The organism is Paenibacillus sp. 1A_MP2 (assembly GCF_052244825.1).
In the GTDB taxonomy this organism is placed as follows: domain Bacteria; phylum Bacillota; class Bacilli; order Paenibacillales; family Paenibacillaceae; genus Paenibacillus; species Paenibacillus vandeheii.
Genome location: NZ_JBQQCS010000001.1, coordinates 391,663 through 406,273 on the forward strand (window position 1 = coordinate 391,663; position 14,611 = coordinate 406,273).

General features: G+C 45.1%; 13 protein-coding genes. 11 read left to right on the plus strand and 2 right to left on the minus strand.

From position 1 onward, the window contains the following. Positions 1-56: 56 nt before the first annotated feature. Both ACTWJ7_RS02150 and ACTWJ7_RS02155 read right to left on the minus strand, forming a co-directional pair. The gene (locus ACTWJ7_RS02150) at positions 57-1,418 is read right to left on the minus strand and encodes a GntP family permease (RefSeq protein ID WP_024629515.1); all 1,362 of its coding nucleotides are present in this window, start codon (positions 1,416-1,418) and stop codon (positions 57-59) included. 245 nt (positions 1,419-1,663) lie between these two features. Further along, the gene (locus ACTWJ7_RS02155; RefSeq protein WP_301880617.1) at positions 1,664-2,338 is read right to left on the minus strand and encodes a GntR family transcriptional regulator; all 675 of its coding nucleotides are present in this window, start codon (positions 2,336-2,338) and stop codon (positions 1,664-1,666) included. 792 nt (positions 2,339-3,130) lie between these two features. Here ACTWJ7_RS02155 and rpmH point away from each other — a divergent pair. The 11 genes from rpmH (at position 3,131) to ACTWJ7_RS02210 (ending at position 14,593) form a co-directional block, all read left to right on the plus strand. Beyond that, positions 3,131-3,265: a 50S ribosomal protein L34 gene (gene rpmH / locus ACTWJ7_RS02160; RefSeq protein WP_024629517.1), complete on the plus strand. Its 135-nt coding sequence runs from the start codon at positions 3,131-3,133 to the stop codon at positions 3,263-3,265. A 265-nt stretch (positions 3,266-3,530) separates the two neighbouring features. Beyond that, a complete protein-coding gene (gene rnpA / locus ACTWJ7_RS02165; RefSeq protein WP_024629518.1) occupies positions 3,531-3,881 on the plus strand; it encodes a ribonuclease P protein component in 351 nt (116 codons plus the stop codon). Positions 3,882-3,955: 74 nt separating this feature from the next. Then, complete coding sequence (locus ACTWJ7_RS02170; protein WP_079348445.1) at positions 3,956-4,840, plus strand: YidC/Oxa1 family membrane protein insertase; 885 nt, start codon at positions 3,956-3,958, stop codon at positions 4,838-4,840. After that, positions 4,837-5,538: an RNA-binding cell elongation regulator Jag/EloR gene (jag, locus tag ACTWJ7_RS02175; protein ID WP_301880616.1), complete on the plus strand. Its 702-nt coding sequence runs from the start codon at positions 4,837-4,839 to the stop codon at positions 5,536-5,538. Before ACTWJ7_RS02170 ends, jag begins: the two co-directional genes overlap by 4 nt. Positions 5,539-5,750: 212 nt before the next feature. Next, positions 5,751-7,127, plus strand: a complete 1,377-nt coding sequence (mnmE, locus tag ACTWJ7_RS02180) for a tRNA uridine-5-carboxymethylaminomethyl(34) synthesis GTPase MnmE (protein ID WP_301880615.1) — start codon at positions 5,751-5,753, stop codon at positions 7,125-7,127. Between the two features lie 221 nt (positions 7,128-7,348). After that, the gene (gene mnmG, locus ACTWJ7_RS02185; RefSeq protein ID WP_301880614.1) at positions 7,349-9,238 is read left to right on the plus strand and encodes a tRNA uridine-5-carboxymethylaminomethyl(34) synthesis enzyme MnmG; all 1,890 of its coding nucleotides are present in this window, start codon (positions 7,349-7,351) and stop codon (positions 9,236-9,238) included. Then, on the plus strand, positions 9,238-9,960 hold the full coding sequence (gene rsmG / locus ACTWJ7_RS02190) for a 16S rRNA (guanine(527)-N(7))-methyltransferase RsmG (protein WP_079348436.1): 723 nt from the start codon (positions 9,238-9,240) through the stop codon (positions 9,958-9,960). Before mnmG ends, rsmG begins: the two co-directional genes overlap by 1 nt. A gap of 722 nt (positions 9,961-10,682) precedes the next feature. Next, entirely contained in the window at positions 10,683-11,501 is an 819-nt protein-coding gene (noc, locus tag ACTWJ7_RS02195) for a nucleoid occlusion protein (RefSeq protein ID WP_301880612.1), read from the plus strand. A gap of 188 nt (positions 11,502-11,689) precedes the next feature. Then, the gene (locus ACTWJ7_RS02200) at positions 11,690-12,451 is read left to right on the plus strand and encodes a ParA family protein (RefSeq protein ID WP_024629525.1); all 762 of its coding nucleotides are present in this window, start codon (positions 11,690-11,692) and stop codon (positions 12,449-12,451) included. Then, the gene (locus ACTWJ7_RS02205) at positions 12,444-13,289 is read left to right on the plus strand and encodes a ParB/RepB/Spo0J family partition protein (protein WP_301880611.1); all 846 of its coding nucleotides are present in this window, start codon (positions 12,444-12,446) and stop codon (positions 13,287-13,289) included. The genes ACTWJ7_RS02200 and ACTWJ7_RS02205 overlap by 8 nt, the downstream gene beginning before the upstream one ends. A gap of 152 nt (positions 13,290-13,441) precedes the next feature. After that, positions 13,442-14,593 carry an aminotransferase class V-fold PLP-dependent enzyme gene (locus tag ACTWJ7_RS02210; RefSeq protein WP_301880610.1) on the plus strand — a complete coding sequence of 384 codons (1,152 nt, stop codon included), beginning with the start codon at positions 13,442-13,444 and terminating at the stop codon, positions 14,591-14,593. Positions 14,594-14,611: the final 18 nt, after the last annotated feature.

Here is a 14,611-nt window from a genome sequence, read left to right on the forward strand (position 1 = left end):
AAAATTAAACCCCTAAGTGTGTGAATTTAAATTCTTCTTCTATATAGATATTCAATTTACAGGACTGTATTTAGCAGCAAAATAAAGATCAGTCCAACGACAGATAGTAGTGTTTCCATAACGGTCCACGTCTTCAACGTCTGTGAGACGCTCATATTGAAGAATTCCTTGATCATCCAGAAGCCTGCGTCATTCACGTGGGAGAGAACAAGTGAACCTGCACCGGTAGCGAGTACAACCAGCTCAATATTGGCACCTGGTGTTAGTGCAAGTACAGGAGCTACAATACCAGCAGCTGTCGTCATCGCAACAGTCGCTGAACCGGTAGCAACCCGAATGAGTGCGGCTACAAGCCAGGCGAACAGGATTACATTAATATTGGCATGTGTGGCGACCTCAGCAATGGCATTACCTACACCACTGTTAATCAACACCTGTTTGAAAGCACCGCCTCCGCCAATAATGAGAATGATGGTCGCCGTAGGCGCCAGACATTCACTGGTGAAGCGGGAGATGTCATGTTTGTTGAACCCGCGTGAGAATCCGAGTGAAAAGAGGGCGAACACGACAGAGATCAGCAAAGCTATAATTTCATGGCCGATAAATTCACAGAAAACGGTAAATCCGCTTGTGGCGTCCGGGTCTACGATATTGGCGATAGAGCCAATGAGCATTAGAATGACCGGCAGCAAGATGGTAAACAAGGTTATTCCGAAACCAGGCAGGTCGTTACTTTTTTTCGTAGCGAATTGTTCAGCCAACTCTGCAGGCGGTTCGGTATGTATTCTTTTACCGATAAATTTACCAAACAGGGGGCCAGCAATAATGGCGGTAGGGATACCTACAATAAGAGAGTACAAGATCGTTTTACCCAAATCGGCGCTGAACGCTTCGATGGCAATCATGGGTGCCGGATGAGGTGGAACCAGACCATGTACAGTAGAGAGACCTGCCAAAATCGGAATACCGATCTGCAGCAGCGACATATTGGTTTTACGTGCAACGGTGAAAATGATCGGGATCAGCAGAATGACGCCGACTTCGAAGAATACAGGAATACCGACGATAAAACCGACAATCATCATCGCCCAGTGCACACGTTTCACACCGAAACGATCCACAAGTGTGGTAGCTATACGTTCGGCTCCGCCGGATTCAGCCATCATCTTACCAAGCATGGTGCCCAGACCGATAACGATGGCGATCGTTCCAAGTGTGCCGCCAAGTCCGCCAGTAATAGAAGTAATTACGTCTGCAGGCTTCATACCCGCGAGTAAACCAAGCATTAATGCCGATAACAAAAGAGTAATGAAAGGATTCCATTTATATTTGGAGATCAATACGATTAGAAATACAATTGCAATCAATGTCCAGACCAATAATGTTGCATTGTGGGATAGCCCAAAAAGAGTGCTCATGAGGTTTGCTCCTTTTTTATGATATATAGCGCTTACAACTGATCTAGGATCAGGTGGAGGGAATTTGCTCTACGTTTCATGTAGCGTGGGATGCTTAAATCCTCCTTAATATGCCCCAAAAAATTGAAACAAATCGCATTTTGTATACTTGTCGACAAGTTGGAGAGCAATCATTCACAATGGATATGATTGCAAACTCCCTGCACGCTATGCCATCAAGTGAATGAAATTTCACCACCGTTTCATTAGGAATCAAAGCTTTCGTGCAGCGTCTGGCCTGAATCCTGGAAATACGTGCGGACTCCAGATTGAATCCGTGTCTTGTCGCCTGATTCAAGGGCCTCAATTAGCAGACGGTGTTTTTCAATAACAGCGCTTACTTTCTGCTCGCCCTGAATAAATACCCTGCGGGTGGTGAGCAGCATGACTGTCATGACAACATAACGAATGCTTCTCCATAGATGTAGAATACGGGAATGCTGGGCGGCTTCAATTATGGTCTCGTGAAAGATCAGATCCTGATAAGCGAATTCAACCGCATCTTGGTGGCGTCCAGCCAAATCCATTTTGTCTATTACATTACGAAGCTGGGTAATCAATTGTTCTGGCACATCCCCGGCAAGTCGCTGCTGTACAAAACTTTCAATCAGGAAACGGACGTCATACAATTCCTCGACATCTTTAATTTTCAATCCAATGACAACGACACCCATACGCTCCAGCCGAATAAGTCCTTCATTCGACAATGTTCTTAATGCTTCACGTACAGGTGATCGACTGCTGTCAAAATCAGCGGCAATCCGATTTTCTGACAAAATTTCGCCAGGGCGAAGGGTTCCGCTAATGATCCGCAGCCTTAATTCGCAGGCAATGGCTTCCCCGCGGGAAGCTCCCTGAAGCCAGGATGATGGAAACAGCATAATGGCTAACGCTCCTATTATAAGTAATCAGTTCAATACTGATCATAGCACAACTATTTTGTGGATTGAGCATAATGAATTAATCCTTATAACGAGAATAAATGCCAGCTTCTCTGTGCGCGTGCAGAATATAGGAACGTCATACTGTTTCCAATGGATTTTTCAAAGAGCTTGAGGACGTAATGTCTTCTCTTAGATAAGGCTAGATATTTACTTCATTTTGGATGAGTATACTTGTATACAAGATGTGATTTTTTTATCCTACACCTTTCTTGAAAACTTGTAAACCATAATAATAAAGCGGATACATTAAATTTTAAGAATATCATTTTCTAAAGCCAAAATTCATTGGGCTCTTAAGTTATAACTATCTATAGCTAACTACTACAGTCTTCAGAAACGTATCTATATTAACCGAAATTAGAGCTAGTGAAACAAACTTGAATCGGCAAATATTCCTTATCCACATGTGAATAACTTGGAAATAATAATCAAACTTAAATTGAAGGGGTTTAAAGGGTGTGGATAACCGTATAAATCGATTTTTGGTGAATGAAACGGGACTTGGGGATAACTTTTGAAGCTTCTACATGCTGCTGTAAGAAGGTTGTAAACAGGGGGACGTATCCATGGCCGTTAAAACTGGGTGGAATAGGTATTAAAAGGAGAAAGGAGGCAAGAGGCTCACAGTTGACTTTTCCAGGTGTTCGTGGTTAAATGTATAAAGGTGTTTTCTGTGAAGATGAAAGTGATTCATCACATAAGTATTTCCTTGTAAGGAGGTGCAATACATTGAGACCTACATTCAAACCGAACGTTAGCAAACGTAAAAAAGTTCATGGTTTCCGGAAAAGAATGAGCACGAGCAACGGACGTAAAGTTCTGGCTGCACGTCGCCTTAAAGGCCGTAAAGTCCTGAGTGCTTAATGCATGTGAAGACCACCGAGGTGGTCTTTTTTTCTTAAATAGGTCATTTCAGACTGGATGCTGGTATAGGTCAGGTCTGAATTGGCTGCGCAAAAGCATAAGTGCATATTGATGCTCAATGAATGAGATGTCCGTTTTTCGAAAACGTTCCTTATATAATGAAGTTGCCGCCAAGACGGTTTATCGTTATTCAAGAAAGCCTATACTAAATCAGTAATGAGGCCTTCGTCAATAATGTTGGTGGAAAACAGCAAGGAGAAGCGCCGTGTATAAAAGACTGCGTTTACGAAACCGGGCGGACTTTAGCCGCGTATACCGGTATGGGAAATCGTTTGCAAATCATCAGTTTGTGGTGTATGGCTGTCGCCGTAAAGATACAGAACAATTCCGAGTGGGTGTATCCTGCAGCAAGAAAATCGGAAACGCTGTCGTACGCAACCGGATGAGACGCATGATTAAGGAAATTGTACGTCACCATGAGAAAGAGATTGTCACGCAGATGGATCTGATCTTTATCGTCAGAAAAGGTGCATTGGACATGTCCTATAAGGATATGGAAAAAAGCCTGCTGCATGCGATGCGCAAGGGCTCTCTTTTGAAGTCGGGCAAGCGGTAAGCTTCGGTTTATTTGTCCTCCTAATTATGGTATGATTTACGGTGGAATGGAATGGTTAAGAGAGGGGTTATGAAGTGTCGCGATTGAAGACATCAAAGGGGAAGTGGATTCTCCTCATTGCAGTCATTGCAATGGTCACCGTACTGGCCGGGTGTACTCCGCAAGGTTCAGGGGTTACTACGGAAGATCTAAGAAACAGTGAATCATTCTGGCAAGCCAATGTTATTTATTGGTTCTCACTGGCGCTCGATACATTCGCCAACTGGTTTAACGGTGAATATGGACTGGCCGTCCTTGTGATGGTGTTAATTGTACGGACGTTAATCTTGCCGCTGACAATGAAGCAGGTTCGCAGCTCCAAGGCGATGCAGGCTATTCAGCCGCAGTTGAAAGAAATTCAAGCCAAGTATAAAGATACACCTGAGAAAGTTCAACAAGAAACAATGAAGTTGTTTCAGGAGAACAAAGTTAATCCGATGGCGGGTTGTTTACCACTTCTGATTCAGATGCCGATTTACATCGCACTTTATAACTCAATTTACGGAAACTCGAGTCTGAGAACACATGATTTCTTGTGGCTTCAACTCGGATCGCCGGATCACCTGTTTATTCTTCCAGTGCTGGCTGCCATCACAACATTCGTGCAAACGTGGATGATGATGCGCATGAATCCTGCACAGCAGGTTGGACCGATGCAGTTCATGCTGTGGGTGTATCCGATATTGATCTTCGTCATGTCGTATCAATTCCCGGCTGCATTGCCGTTGTACTGGTTCTACAGTAACATCTACACGATCGTGCAAAACTATTTCCTTTACCGGAATAATGATAAAGTCGTGGCTGAGGTCAACGTGAAGCAGAGCAGCTCTTCTAGAAATGGAAATGGAGCTAAACGCAAAAACGGTGGCAAGGCAACTGTCTCTGGAAAAGGGTCGAAAGGGGCCAAAAAATCGAAATGACCAAAGTCATTGCGTCAGGAAAAACCGTTGAAGATGCTGTAAACCAAGGATTGGCTGAGCTTGGCGTGAGCCGGGACAAGGTCGAGATACAAGTGTTAGAGCAGCCGTCAAAAGGATTCCTGGGTTTGATCGGGGTAAAGGCCGCTAAAGTGGAAGTGAAACTTCTGTCTGTGCCTGAACCTGTTTCACAGCCGATCATGCCGGCCGCACAGGTACCTCAGGTTGAAGCAACACTTGAGGGTGTGGCTGCTAAAAATCCCTATGAGGAAGCGGCTGCTTTCTTAAAAGAAGTGGCAGCAGGTATGGGACTGGATGTTGAAGTGCATATCAAAAAACAGCGTGATGGACATATCTTCAATATTGCCGGTGAAGACCTGGGCATGATTATTGGCAGACGTGGACAGACACTGGATGCCCTTCAATATTTAACAAACATTGTAGCCAACCGTTATTCGGAAAGCTTCGTTCGCATCGTTCTCGATGCTGAGAACTTCCGCCAACGTCGACGCAAGACGCTGGAGGATCTGGCTGAACGTTTGGCTGGACAGGCGATTCGCACCGGCAAGGAAGTTGTGCTGGAGCCTATGCCTCCGCTCGAACGCAAAGTCATTCATGCGAAACTGCAAAATCACTCGCAGATTAAGACATACAGCAAGGGCGAGGAGCCCAATCGGCGCGTGGTCATTACGACGAAATAACACGAAATTGAAGACGCAATGGCTTCCTGCTCGGTGCAGAAGCCATTGCTTTTTTCGTACAGAAGTATATTTTACAGAACCAAAAAGCGGTTTTAATAAAGTCATTTAAAGATTGAATGATGCGGTTAGAAGCATTGTGAACTGAACTTATATTGAAATTAATATGGCGTCCTGAGGGGCGCAATTTTAAAATAGAGCAAGGAGAGATAACCATGATTAGTGATACGATTACAGCGATATCAACAGCTGTCGGAGAAGCGGGTATCGCTGTAATCCGGGTAAGCGGCCCGGATGCAGTGACGGAGACGGAGAAGATTTTTCGCAGCAAAACCCCACTAACGCAGGCAGCATCCCACACGGTTCATTACGGTCATATTATAGATCCAGGCACTAGCGAGAAGATTGAGGAAGTATTGGTTACAGTGATGCGGGCGCCACGTTCTTTCACAACAGAAGATGTCGTGGAGATTAGCGCCCATGGCGGAGTAGTTTCGGTTAAGCGCGTTATGGATCTGTTGTTGCAGCTCGATATTCGTCTTGCTGAACCCGGCGAGTTCACGAAGCGTGCTTTTCTCAATGGACGGATTGATCTGTCCCAGGCGGAAGGGGTCATGGATCTCATTCGTTCCAAATCTGATCGTGCCTTCTCGGTTGCACTCAAGCAAGTGGAGGGCAAATTGTCATCCAAGCTGCGCGATCTAAGATACACATTAGTCGAGACGCTTGCTCACATTGAAGTCAATATCGACTATCCCGAGCATGATGTAGAGTCACTAACCTCTGAATTTATTAAAGAAAAATCCAGTCAGGTGATGACTGAAATTGATAAATTGCTGGTAACTGCAGAGCAAGGTAAGATACTGCGGGAAGGGATTACAACCGCTATCGTAGGCCGTCCAAACGTAGGGAAATCTTCTTTGCTCAATACGTTGGCCCAGGACAATCGCGCAATTGTAACGGATATTCCGGGTACAACGCGTGACGTTATTGAGGAGTTTGTTACGATTAACAATATACCGCTCAAGCTGCTCGATACGGCAGGTATTCGGGAAACGATGGATGTCGTGGAGAAGATCGGCGTGGAGCGTTCCCGGTCTGCTGTGAACGAGGCGGATCTGTTATTGATGGTTATCAATGCTGCCGAGCCGCTGCACCCGGACGAGATTGAATTATTGGAACAAATACGCGGTAGACAATCCATTATTATTATGAATAAAATGGACTTAGCGCCGCAGGCGGACCGCGATGTGCTGCTTCGTTACATCCCCAAGGAACGGATTGTTCCGATGTCGGTGAAAGATGATCTGGGCGTGGACCGATTGGAAGATGCCATCTCAACGTTGTTCTTCAGTGGCAAGCTGGAATCGGCCGATCTGACATATGTCAGCAATGTGCGTCATATTGCTTTGCTCAAAAAAGCGAAGCAGTCGCTCATTGATGCTTATGAGGCGGCAGAGCAGCTGATACCTATTGATATGATTCAGATTGATGTTCGTCTGGCATGGGAGCAGTTGGGTGAAATCGTGGGCGATACAGCGCATGATGCATTAATTGATCAGATTTTCTCTCAATTCTGCCTTGGAAAATAACCCGGGGTAAACATACCGGCTCTGAAAAGTAGTATGATAATAAAGTCCATCTGTGGGTGGTCAAAGAATCCGCGAAAATGTCTGAAGTACGTATAGACTTGATGGCTTAATATAGATCGAAATGCATTCCGTGGCGTATGGATCGTGTTTCGTGATTTTTACAAAAAATTGATCGTATGCATGAATTTAGGCGTGCAGCGGCAAAAAGGAGGTAAACTGGAATGGCTTTTGATGGCGGAAGTTATGATGTAATCGTCGTTGGGGCAGGACACGCTGGTGTGGAATCGGCACTGGCTGCAGCTCGTATGGGCTCTAAAACGCTAATGATTACAATCAATCTGGATATGGTGGCCTTCATGCCTTGTAACCCATCTATTGGGGGACCGGCAAAAGGACATGTGGTACGTGAGATTGATGCACTCGGTGGAGAGATGGGACGGAATATTGATAAGACCTTTATTCAGATGCGAATGCTCAACACAGGTAAAGGACCTGCTGTTCATGCGCTTCGTGCTCAGGCCGATAAATTCTCTTATCAGCATACGATGAAAGAAACGATGGAGAATGAACGCAACCTGACGATGCGTCAAGGCATGGTTGATCGCCTGATCGTTGAAGACGGACAGTGCGTAGGTGTAGTTACTCAGACGGGTACAGAGTATCGGGCCAAAGCTGTTGTTCTGACAACAGGTACGTATCTGCGCGGTAAAGTAATTATGGGTGAGTTGATGTATGAGAGTGGTCCGAACAATCAACAGCCTTCACTTAAGTTATCCGAACATCTGCGTGAGCTTGGTTTCGACCTGGTTCGTTTTAAAACAGGTACTCCACCACGTGTGCATAAGGATACGATTGATTTTAGCAAAACGGAAATTCAGCCTGGCGATGACAAGCCAAAATTCTTTTCCTATGAAACGGAATCTTCCGATAACGAGCAGCTGCCTTGCTGGTTGACATATACGTCTGTGGAAACACACCAAATTATTAACGATAATCTTCACCGTGCACCTATGTTTTCGGGGGTTATTGAAGGTACCGGACCACGTTATTGTCCATCGATCGAGGATAAAATTGTGCGTTTCAGCGATAAGCCGAAGCATCAGATTTTCCTGGAGCCAGAAGGCAAAAATACATCGGAATACTACGTACAGGGTCTGTCCACCAGTCTACCTGAGGATGTTCAATTGGCGGTGTTGCGTTCTATCCCGGGTATGGAAAAAGTAGAAATGATGCGTAACGGTTACGCCATTGAATATGATGCGATGGTGCCTACACAGCTGTGGCCTTCACTGGAAACAAAACGTCTGCCAGGTTTGTTCACAGCAGGGCAAATTAATGGTACCTCCGGGTATGAAGAAGCGGCAGGACAAGGCGTGATGGCCGGCATCAACGCAGCGCGTAAAGTACAGGGTAAAGAGCCTGTCGTACTTGATCGCTCCCAAGGGTACATTGGTGTACTGATTGATGATCTCGTAACCAAAGGTACGAATGAACCTTATCGTCTGCTGACTTCCCGTGCAGAATACCGTTTGTTGCTTCGTCATGATAATGCAGATATGCGTTTGACGGAAATAGGCCATGATATTGGATTGATTCCTGAAGAGCGTTACGCCAAATTCTTGGATAAAAAAGCTAAGGTTGAGCAGGAAGTGGCTCGTCTGAAAGCAGCCAAAGTTCGTCCTGTCGAAGTAAATCCGAAGCTGGAAGAGATCGGCTCTACACCGATTCAGGATGGCAGTACACTTCTGACATTGATGCGTCGCCCAGAGATCGGGTATGACTGGATTGAGCAGATCTCACCGTCTGAGGTGGAGCTGACTGCTGACATGAAAGAGCAAGTGGAAATTCAAATTAAATATGCGGGTTATATTGAGAAACAATTGATCCACGTGGAACGTTTGCAAAAAATGGAGAAAAAGAAAATTCCGGATACGATTATATATGACGAAATTCATGGCCTTGCCATGGAAGCAAAGCAGAAACTCTCTACAATTCGTCCAATCTCGATCGGGCAGGCATCCCGTATTGCCGGGGTTACTCCTGCCGATATCTCCATTCTGCTGGTTTACCTGGAGCATTATAACCGTGTAACCGCAGCAAGGGGACAATAATGGACGATATTCAACAGCAGCTACAACGACGCCTGAAGAAACATGGATTGGAGCTGGATGAACGCCAGCTGGAGCAATTCGAGTTGTATTTTCAGGAGCTGGTAGCTTGGAATGAAAAGATGAATCTAACCGGCATTACCGAACGTGAGCAAGTATATACCAAGCATTTCTATGATTCGGTATCGTTGGCGTTTTATACTGATATGTCGAAGGTAAACAAACTTGCAGACATTGGTTCAGGGGCAGGGTTCCCTGGACTACCACTTAAAATTTGTTTTCCGCATATCAAGCTGACCATCATTGATTCGCTGAATAAACGTATTGGCTTCTTGCAGCATGTTGTGGATACGCTCGGCTTAACGGATGTGGAACTGATTCACGGGCGTGCGGAGGAGCTTGGACGCAAAGAAGGATATCGTGACAGCTATGACCTTGTTACTGCTCGTGCAGTTGCTAAGCTAGCGGTGCTTAACGAATTCTGTCTGCCATTTGTTCGCAAAAGTGGAATATTCGCTGCAATGAAGGGCGGGGACCCGCGCGAAGAAATGAAGGAAGCCGAGTTCAGCTTTAACCAACTGAAAGGACGGGTAAAAGCAGTTCATCCTTTCCAGCTACCCGTTGAAGAATCGGCACGTCATATCATTCTGATTCAGAAGTTTGATAAGACACCATATAAATATCCGCGTAAACCAGGAACACCACTAAAGACACCTTTAGTATAGTTTTGTTATAGGTTCAACTGTTTTTAGTTGGAAAAGTTCTTTATGCAACATCGTTTGTGTGTAAAAGGTAAGATGATATTTGCTCGGTTTCTTAACGAAGAATGTAGATAAGGGAAAGAGGATGTTTCACGTGAAACATCCTCTTTTTGTGTTTTGATTTATTAATCTATGAGTTGATCTGTTCTACATCTCCATTTCCATTACATAATTAGAGAAAAGTAAATTAAAAGATTCATTTCGGCGAGTGCTGCTTGTAGGAGAAAGGCAGAGGATTTTACAGGGAGTCAAGCAAGCGCAAACTTGTTCTGCCCCGGAAGCTGTCTTTTGAAAATTCAATTTCAAGTGGTACTGAACCAGTACACAATTGTAGCTACTAGAAGCCGGTGCTGTGTGTCGAGATCTTCCATATCTTATTGTGTATAAGCAGTCATATTGCTAATGTTCATGAAGAAAAAGCAGGAGAATTAGAAGAGTTTAAAGAATAGGTAAACATAGGATTATGGAAGAAAAGATGATAGAATAGAAGTAGCCGATCCTGGATTACAGAGATCATAGATTATATGTATAGATAGATTTTCTAGCAATACGGACTAGGATACAGAAAGCGTCATGAAAGGCAAAACTTATTCGAAGAACGACAGCATTTGAAAGGGTCGCGTTTTGAATAAGAAGCACCTGCAACTCTGCGGGAGCTATTACGAAACTAGGTGGTAATATACGGAATGAAAGAACAATTTTCGAAGTTGTTTGGTTTGGCGGAGCGCAATAACGGAGATGAGATTAAACAAATTCCGGTCAACGAAATTGTGAGCAGCCCATATCAGCCCCGTACTATCTTTGATGATGATAAAATTGATGAGTTGTTGCAGACGATCAAGACACATGGAGTTATACAACCGATTGTCGTCCGCGTACGAAATGGATCATATGAGATTATCGCTGGGGAACGTCGCTGGCGTGCAGTTCGGAAACTTGGCTTGGATCATATTCCGGCCATTGTACGTGAATTCAACGACTCTCAGGCAGCGTCCATCGCATTGATTGAAAACCTGCAGCGTGAGGGACTCACTTCAATTGAAGAGGCTGTTGCTTATCAGAAATTGATTGACCTGCACCAACTTACACAGGAAAGTCTTGCGCAGCGATTAGGCAAAAGCCAATCGACGATCGCCAACAAAATCCGATTGTTACAGCTTCCGGATGGTATTAAGGCAGCGCTGATGGAACGTAAAATTTCGGAGCGCCATGCCAGAGCGTTACTTTCATTGGATACGGAAGAGTTGCAAATGAAATTACTCGGCGAGATTATCGATAAAGAGTTGAATGTAAAACAAACGGAAGCGAGAGTTGCCTTTTACAAGGAATCCTCGAAGATCAAAAAATCCAAACGTATCTCATTCACGAAGGATGTCAGACTCGCACTTAATACGATTCGTCAATCCATTGATATGGTATCGGGCTCCGGTCTGGACATCAAAACCAAGGAAGCAGACCATGAGGACCATTACGAGATCGTTATCCATATTCCGAAACGCAAATAATTGAAGCTTCAGGCGGCAATGGGCCGCTTTTTCTGTCTATAAAGTTGAGTGTGGCATGAACAGCGTAGAATATAGCAGCATAAGAAGGAACGGTAGTTGAGGTTTTGTGGATGGTAGCCACCTGCTTTTTGTTAACTGTAGCTCACAACCTACAAGAAAAGACTCCTATTTTATTTGAGGTGAAGGTATTGTCTAAGATTATGGCCGTAGCAAATCAAAAGGGCGGTGTGGGGAAAACGACGACATCTGTTAACTTGGGTGCAGGACTGGCTTCGCTCGGGAAAAGAGTATTGCTTGTCGATATTGACCCCCAGGGGAACACAACCAGCGGAGTCGGAATCAACAAAGCAGACGTGGCCAATTGTATATATGATGTCATCATTAATGAGGTTCCTCCACAGGAAGCCATTGTGGAAACTCAGATTGAAGGCCTTCATATCATACCTGCAACGATTCAGCTTGCCGGAGCCGAGATTGAGCTGGTATCCACGATATCACGGGAAGTTCGCCTGAAAAAATCACTCGCCATGGTGAAAAAAAACTATGACTACATACTGATCGATTGCCCACCCTCCCTTGGGATGTTGACGATCAACTCGTTGACAGCTTCCGATTCGGTGATCATTCCGATTCAGTGTGAGTATTATGCGCTCGAAGGATTGAGCCAGTTGCTCAACACGGTTCGTTTGGTGCAGAAACATCTGAATACCTCGTTGCAGATTGAAGGGGTGTTATTGACGATGTTTGATGCACGTACGAATCTGGGCATTCAAGTGATTGAAGAAGTGAAGAAGTATTTTCAACAAAAGGTGTATCAGACCATTATTCCGCGCAATGTGCGGCTTAGTGAAGCACCATCACATGGTCAGTCCATCATTACGTATGATCCTCGATCCCGAGGGGCTGAAGTGTATTTAGAGCTCGCAAAGGAAGTGATTTCTTATGAGTAAGCGGCTTGGAAAAGGTCTTGATGCCCTCATTCCTTCGCTTTCAATTAATGACGATGATAAAGTCGTAGAAATCCCGATTAGTCAGCTGCGGGCGAACCCTTACCAACCTCGTAAAGTATTCGATGAGGATGCAATACATGAACTAGCCGAATCAATTCGCCAACATGGTGTCATTCAGCCTATTATTGTACGTCCTGTTTTGAGAGGGTATGAGATCATTGCTGGTGAACGGCGTTTCAGAGCTTCCCAATATTGTGGTAATGCCACTGTGCCTGCCGTAGTTCGTAATTTCAGTGATCAGCAGGTTATGGAGATTGCTTTAATTGAGAACCTGCAGCGGGAGAATCTGAATGCGATGGAGGTTGCAGTTGCTTATCAGGGGCTGATGGAGCAATTCGGATTAACACAGGAGGAGCTCTCCGTAAAAGTGGGCAAATCACGTTCTCACATCGCAAACTTCCTGCGTTTGTTATCATTGCCGGAAGAAGTGAAGGATCATGTTTCACGTGGAACATTGTCAATGGGGCATGCACGTGCTATCGTCGGTGTTAAAGATGAGAGTCTTGTGAAACAGCTGGCAAAACAAACCATTGATCAGCAATGGAGTGTACGTGAGCTGGAAGAGGCTGTCCAACAATTGGATCGTTCTAAAACAGGTGAAGCGAAAGCCAAATCCAAGTTGAAGAAAAAAGATCCATTCATTGATACATTGGAAGAGTCTTTGCGCGAACGATTCAAAACAACGGTGAAAATTAAGCATAACAAAGATAAAGGCAAAATCGAGCTCAACTACTACAGTAAACAAGATCTGGAGCGACTGTTGGAACTGTTGCAGTAACAGTTGGGATTCCATGATTGATGAACAACATGCGGGGCTTTTTCATGTGATGACATATCGCCTCTGTACCATGGAGAAACGATATGTCATTGTTTGTTTTTAGGGAATCTATTCAAACAGAACAATCAATTAGGGACAGAGGTGGGTATGAGGTGGAGGGAGTTATCTATCTGGATCATGCAGCGACATCTTGGCCTAAACCACCTGCTGTCGGGGAAGCCATGATGAAGGCTCTGGATGTTGCAGGGGCCAACCCAGGCAGAGGCAGTCATCGGATGGCTGTACAGGCAAGCCGAGTTTTATTTGGTGCCAGAAAAGCGATATCCACTCTGTTGGGTGTTCGTAATGCTAACGATATCGCTTTGGGGTCGAATACGACAGAAGCTTTGAATTTGGCTATTCAAGGATGGTTAAGAGAAGGCGATCACGTTATTGCTACGATGGCTGAACATAATTCAGTAAGACGGCCCCTGGAGTACATGCGTAGATCTCATAATGTAGAGGTTGATTATGTGCCTGTTAATGCTGCCGGGCAGATCGATCTGGCCCAATTCGCTCGGTTGTTTCGTTCCAATACAAGATTAGTGGTCTGCACGCATAGTTCAAACCTGCTGGGCAGTATTCTACCCATTGGTGAAATTGCGCTGATGTGTCAAAAACATCAGGTGACTTTGCTTGTTGATGCTGCTCAAAGTGCTGGGATTCTGCCTGTGGATGTGAAGCAGCTCGGCATTGATATGCTGGCCTTTCCAGGACATAAAGGATTGTTGGGTCCGCAGGGAACGGGTGGTCTCTACATCGCTCCTGAACTGGATGTACAGCCCTTGCTTCACGGAGGGACAGGAAGCCAGTCTGAGGCGATTGAACAGCCGCATGTTCGTCCTGATCGCTATGAAGCGGGTACGCCAAATACAGTGGGTATAGCAGGTCTGGCAGCCGGAGTGCAGCATGTGCTTGAACTGACACCTGAAATCATATATAAACAAGAGTGGGATTTGACTCAGCATATGATGGATGGGTTATCATCAGTACAGGGGATTCGAATGCTTGGTCCTGAGCTTGGACAGCCGCGTACCGGTTTGTTATCTTTTACTGTTGAAGGATATGATTCGGCACAGCTCGCTTTTCAATTAGACCGAAATTATGGCATCGCTGTGCGTTCGGGCTTTCATTGCACACCTCTTGCCCATGAGTCGGCTGGGACAACGGCAAGTGGGGCTGTCAGAGCGAGCGTGGGATATAGCACATCTATAAATGATGTTAATGCCCTGATCGAAGCAATTATTGAATTAACAGCGAATTAACAGCGAATTAACAGCGTC

Bases quoted from the DNA above. Each gene is read 5' to 3' on its own strand.
- jag (WP_301880616.1), top strand. From the start codon at position 4,837: ATGACCAAAGTCATTGCGTCAGGAAAAACCGTTGAAGATGCTGTAAAC.
- rsmG (WP_079348436.1), top strand. From the start codon at position 9,238: ATGGACGATATTCAACAGCAGCTACAACGACGCCTGAAGAAACATGGA.
- ACTWJ7_RS02205 (WP_301880611.1), top strand. From the start codon at position 12,444: ATGAGTAAGCGGCTTGGAAAAGGTCTTGATGCCCTCATTCCTTCGCTT.
- mnmG (WP_301880614.1), top strand. From the start codon at position 7,349: ATGGCTTTTGATGGCGGAAGTTATGATGTAATCGTCGTTGGGGCAGGA.
- mnmE (WP_301880615.1), top strand. From the start codon at position 5,751: ATGATTAGTGATACGATTACAGCGATATCAACAGCTGTCGGAGAAGCG.
- ACTWJ7_RS02155 (WP_301880617.1), bottom strand. From the start codon at position 2,338: ATGCTGTTTCCATCATCCTGGCTTCAGGGAGCTTCCCGCGGGGAAGCC.
- noc (WP_301880612.1), top strand. From the start codon at position 10,683: ATGAAAGAACAATTTTCGAAGTTGTTTGGTTTGGCGGAGCGCAATAAC.
- ACTWJ7_RS02150 (WP_024629515.1), bottom strand. From the start codon at position 1,418: ATGAGCACTCTTTTTGGGCTATCCCACAATGCAACATTATTGGTCTGG.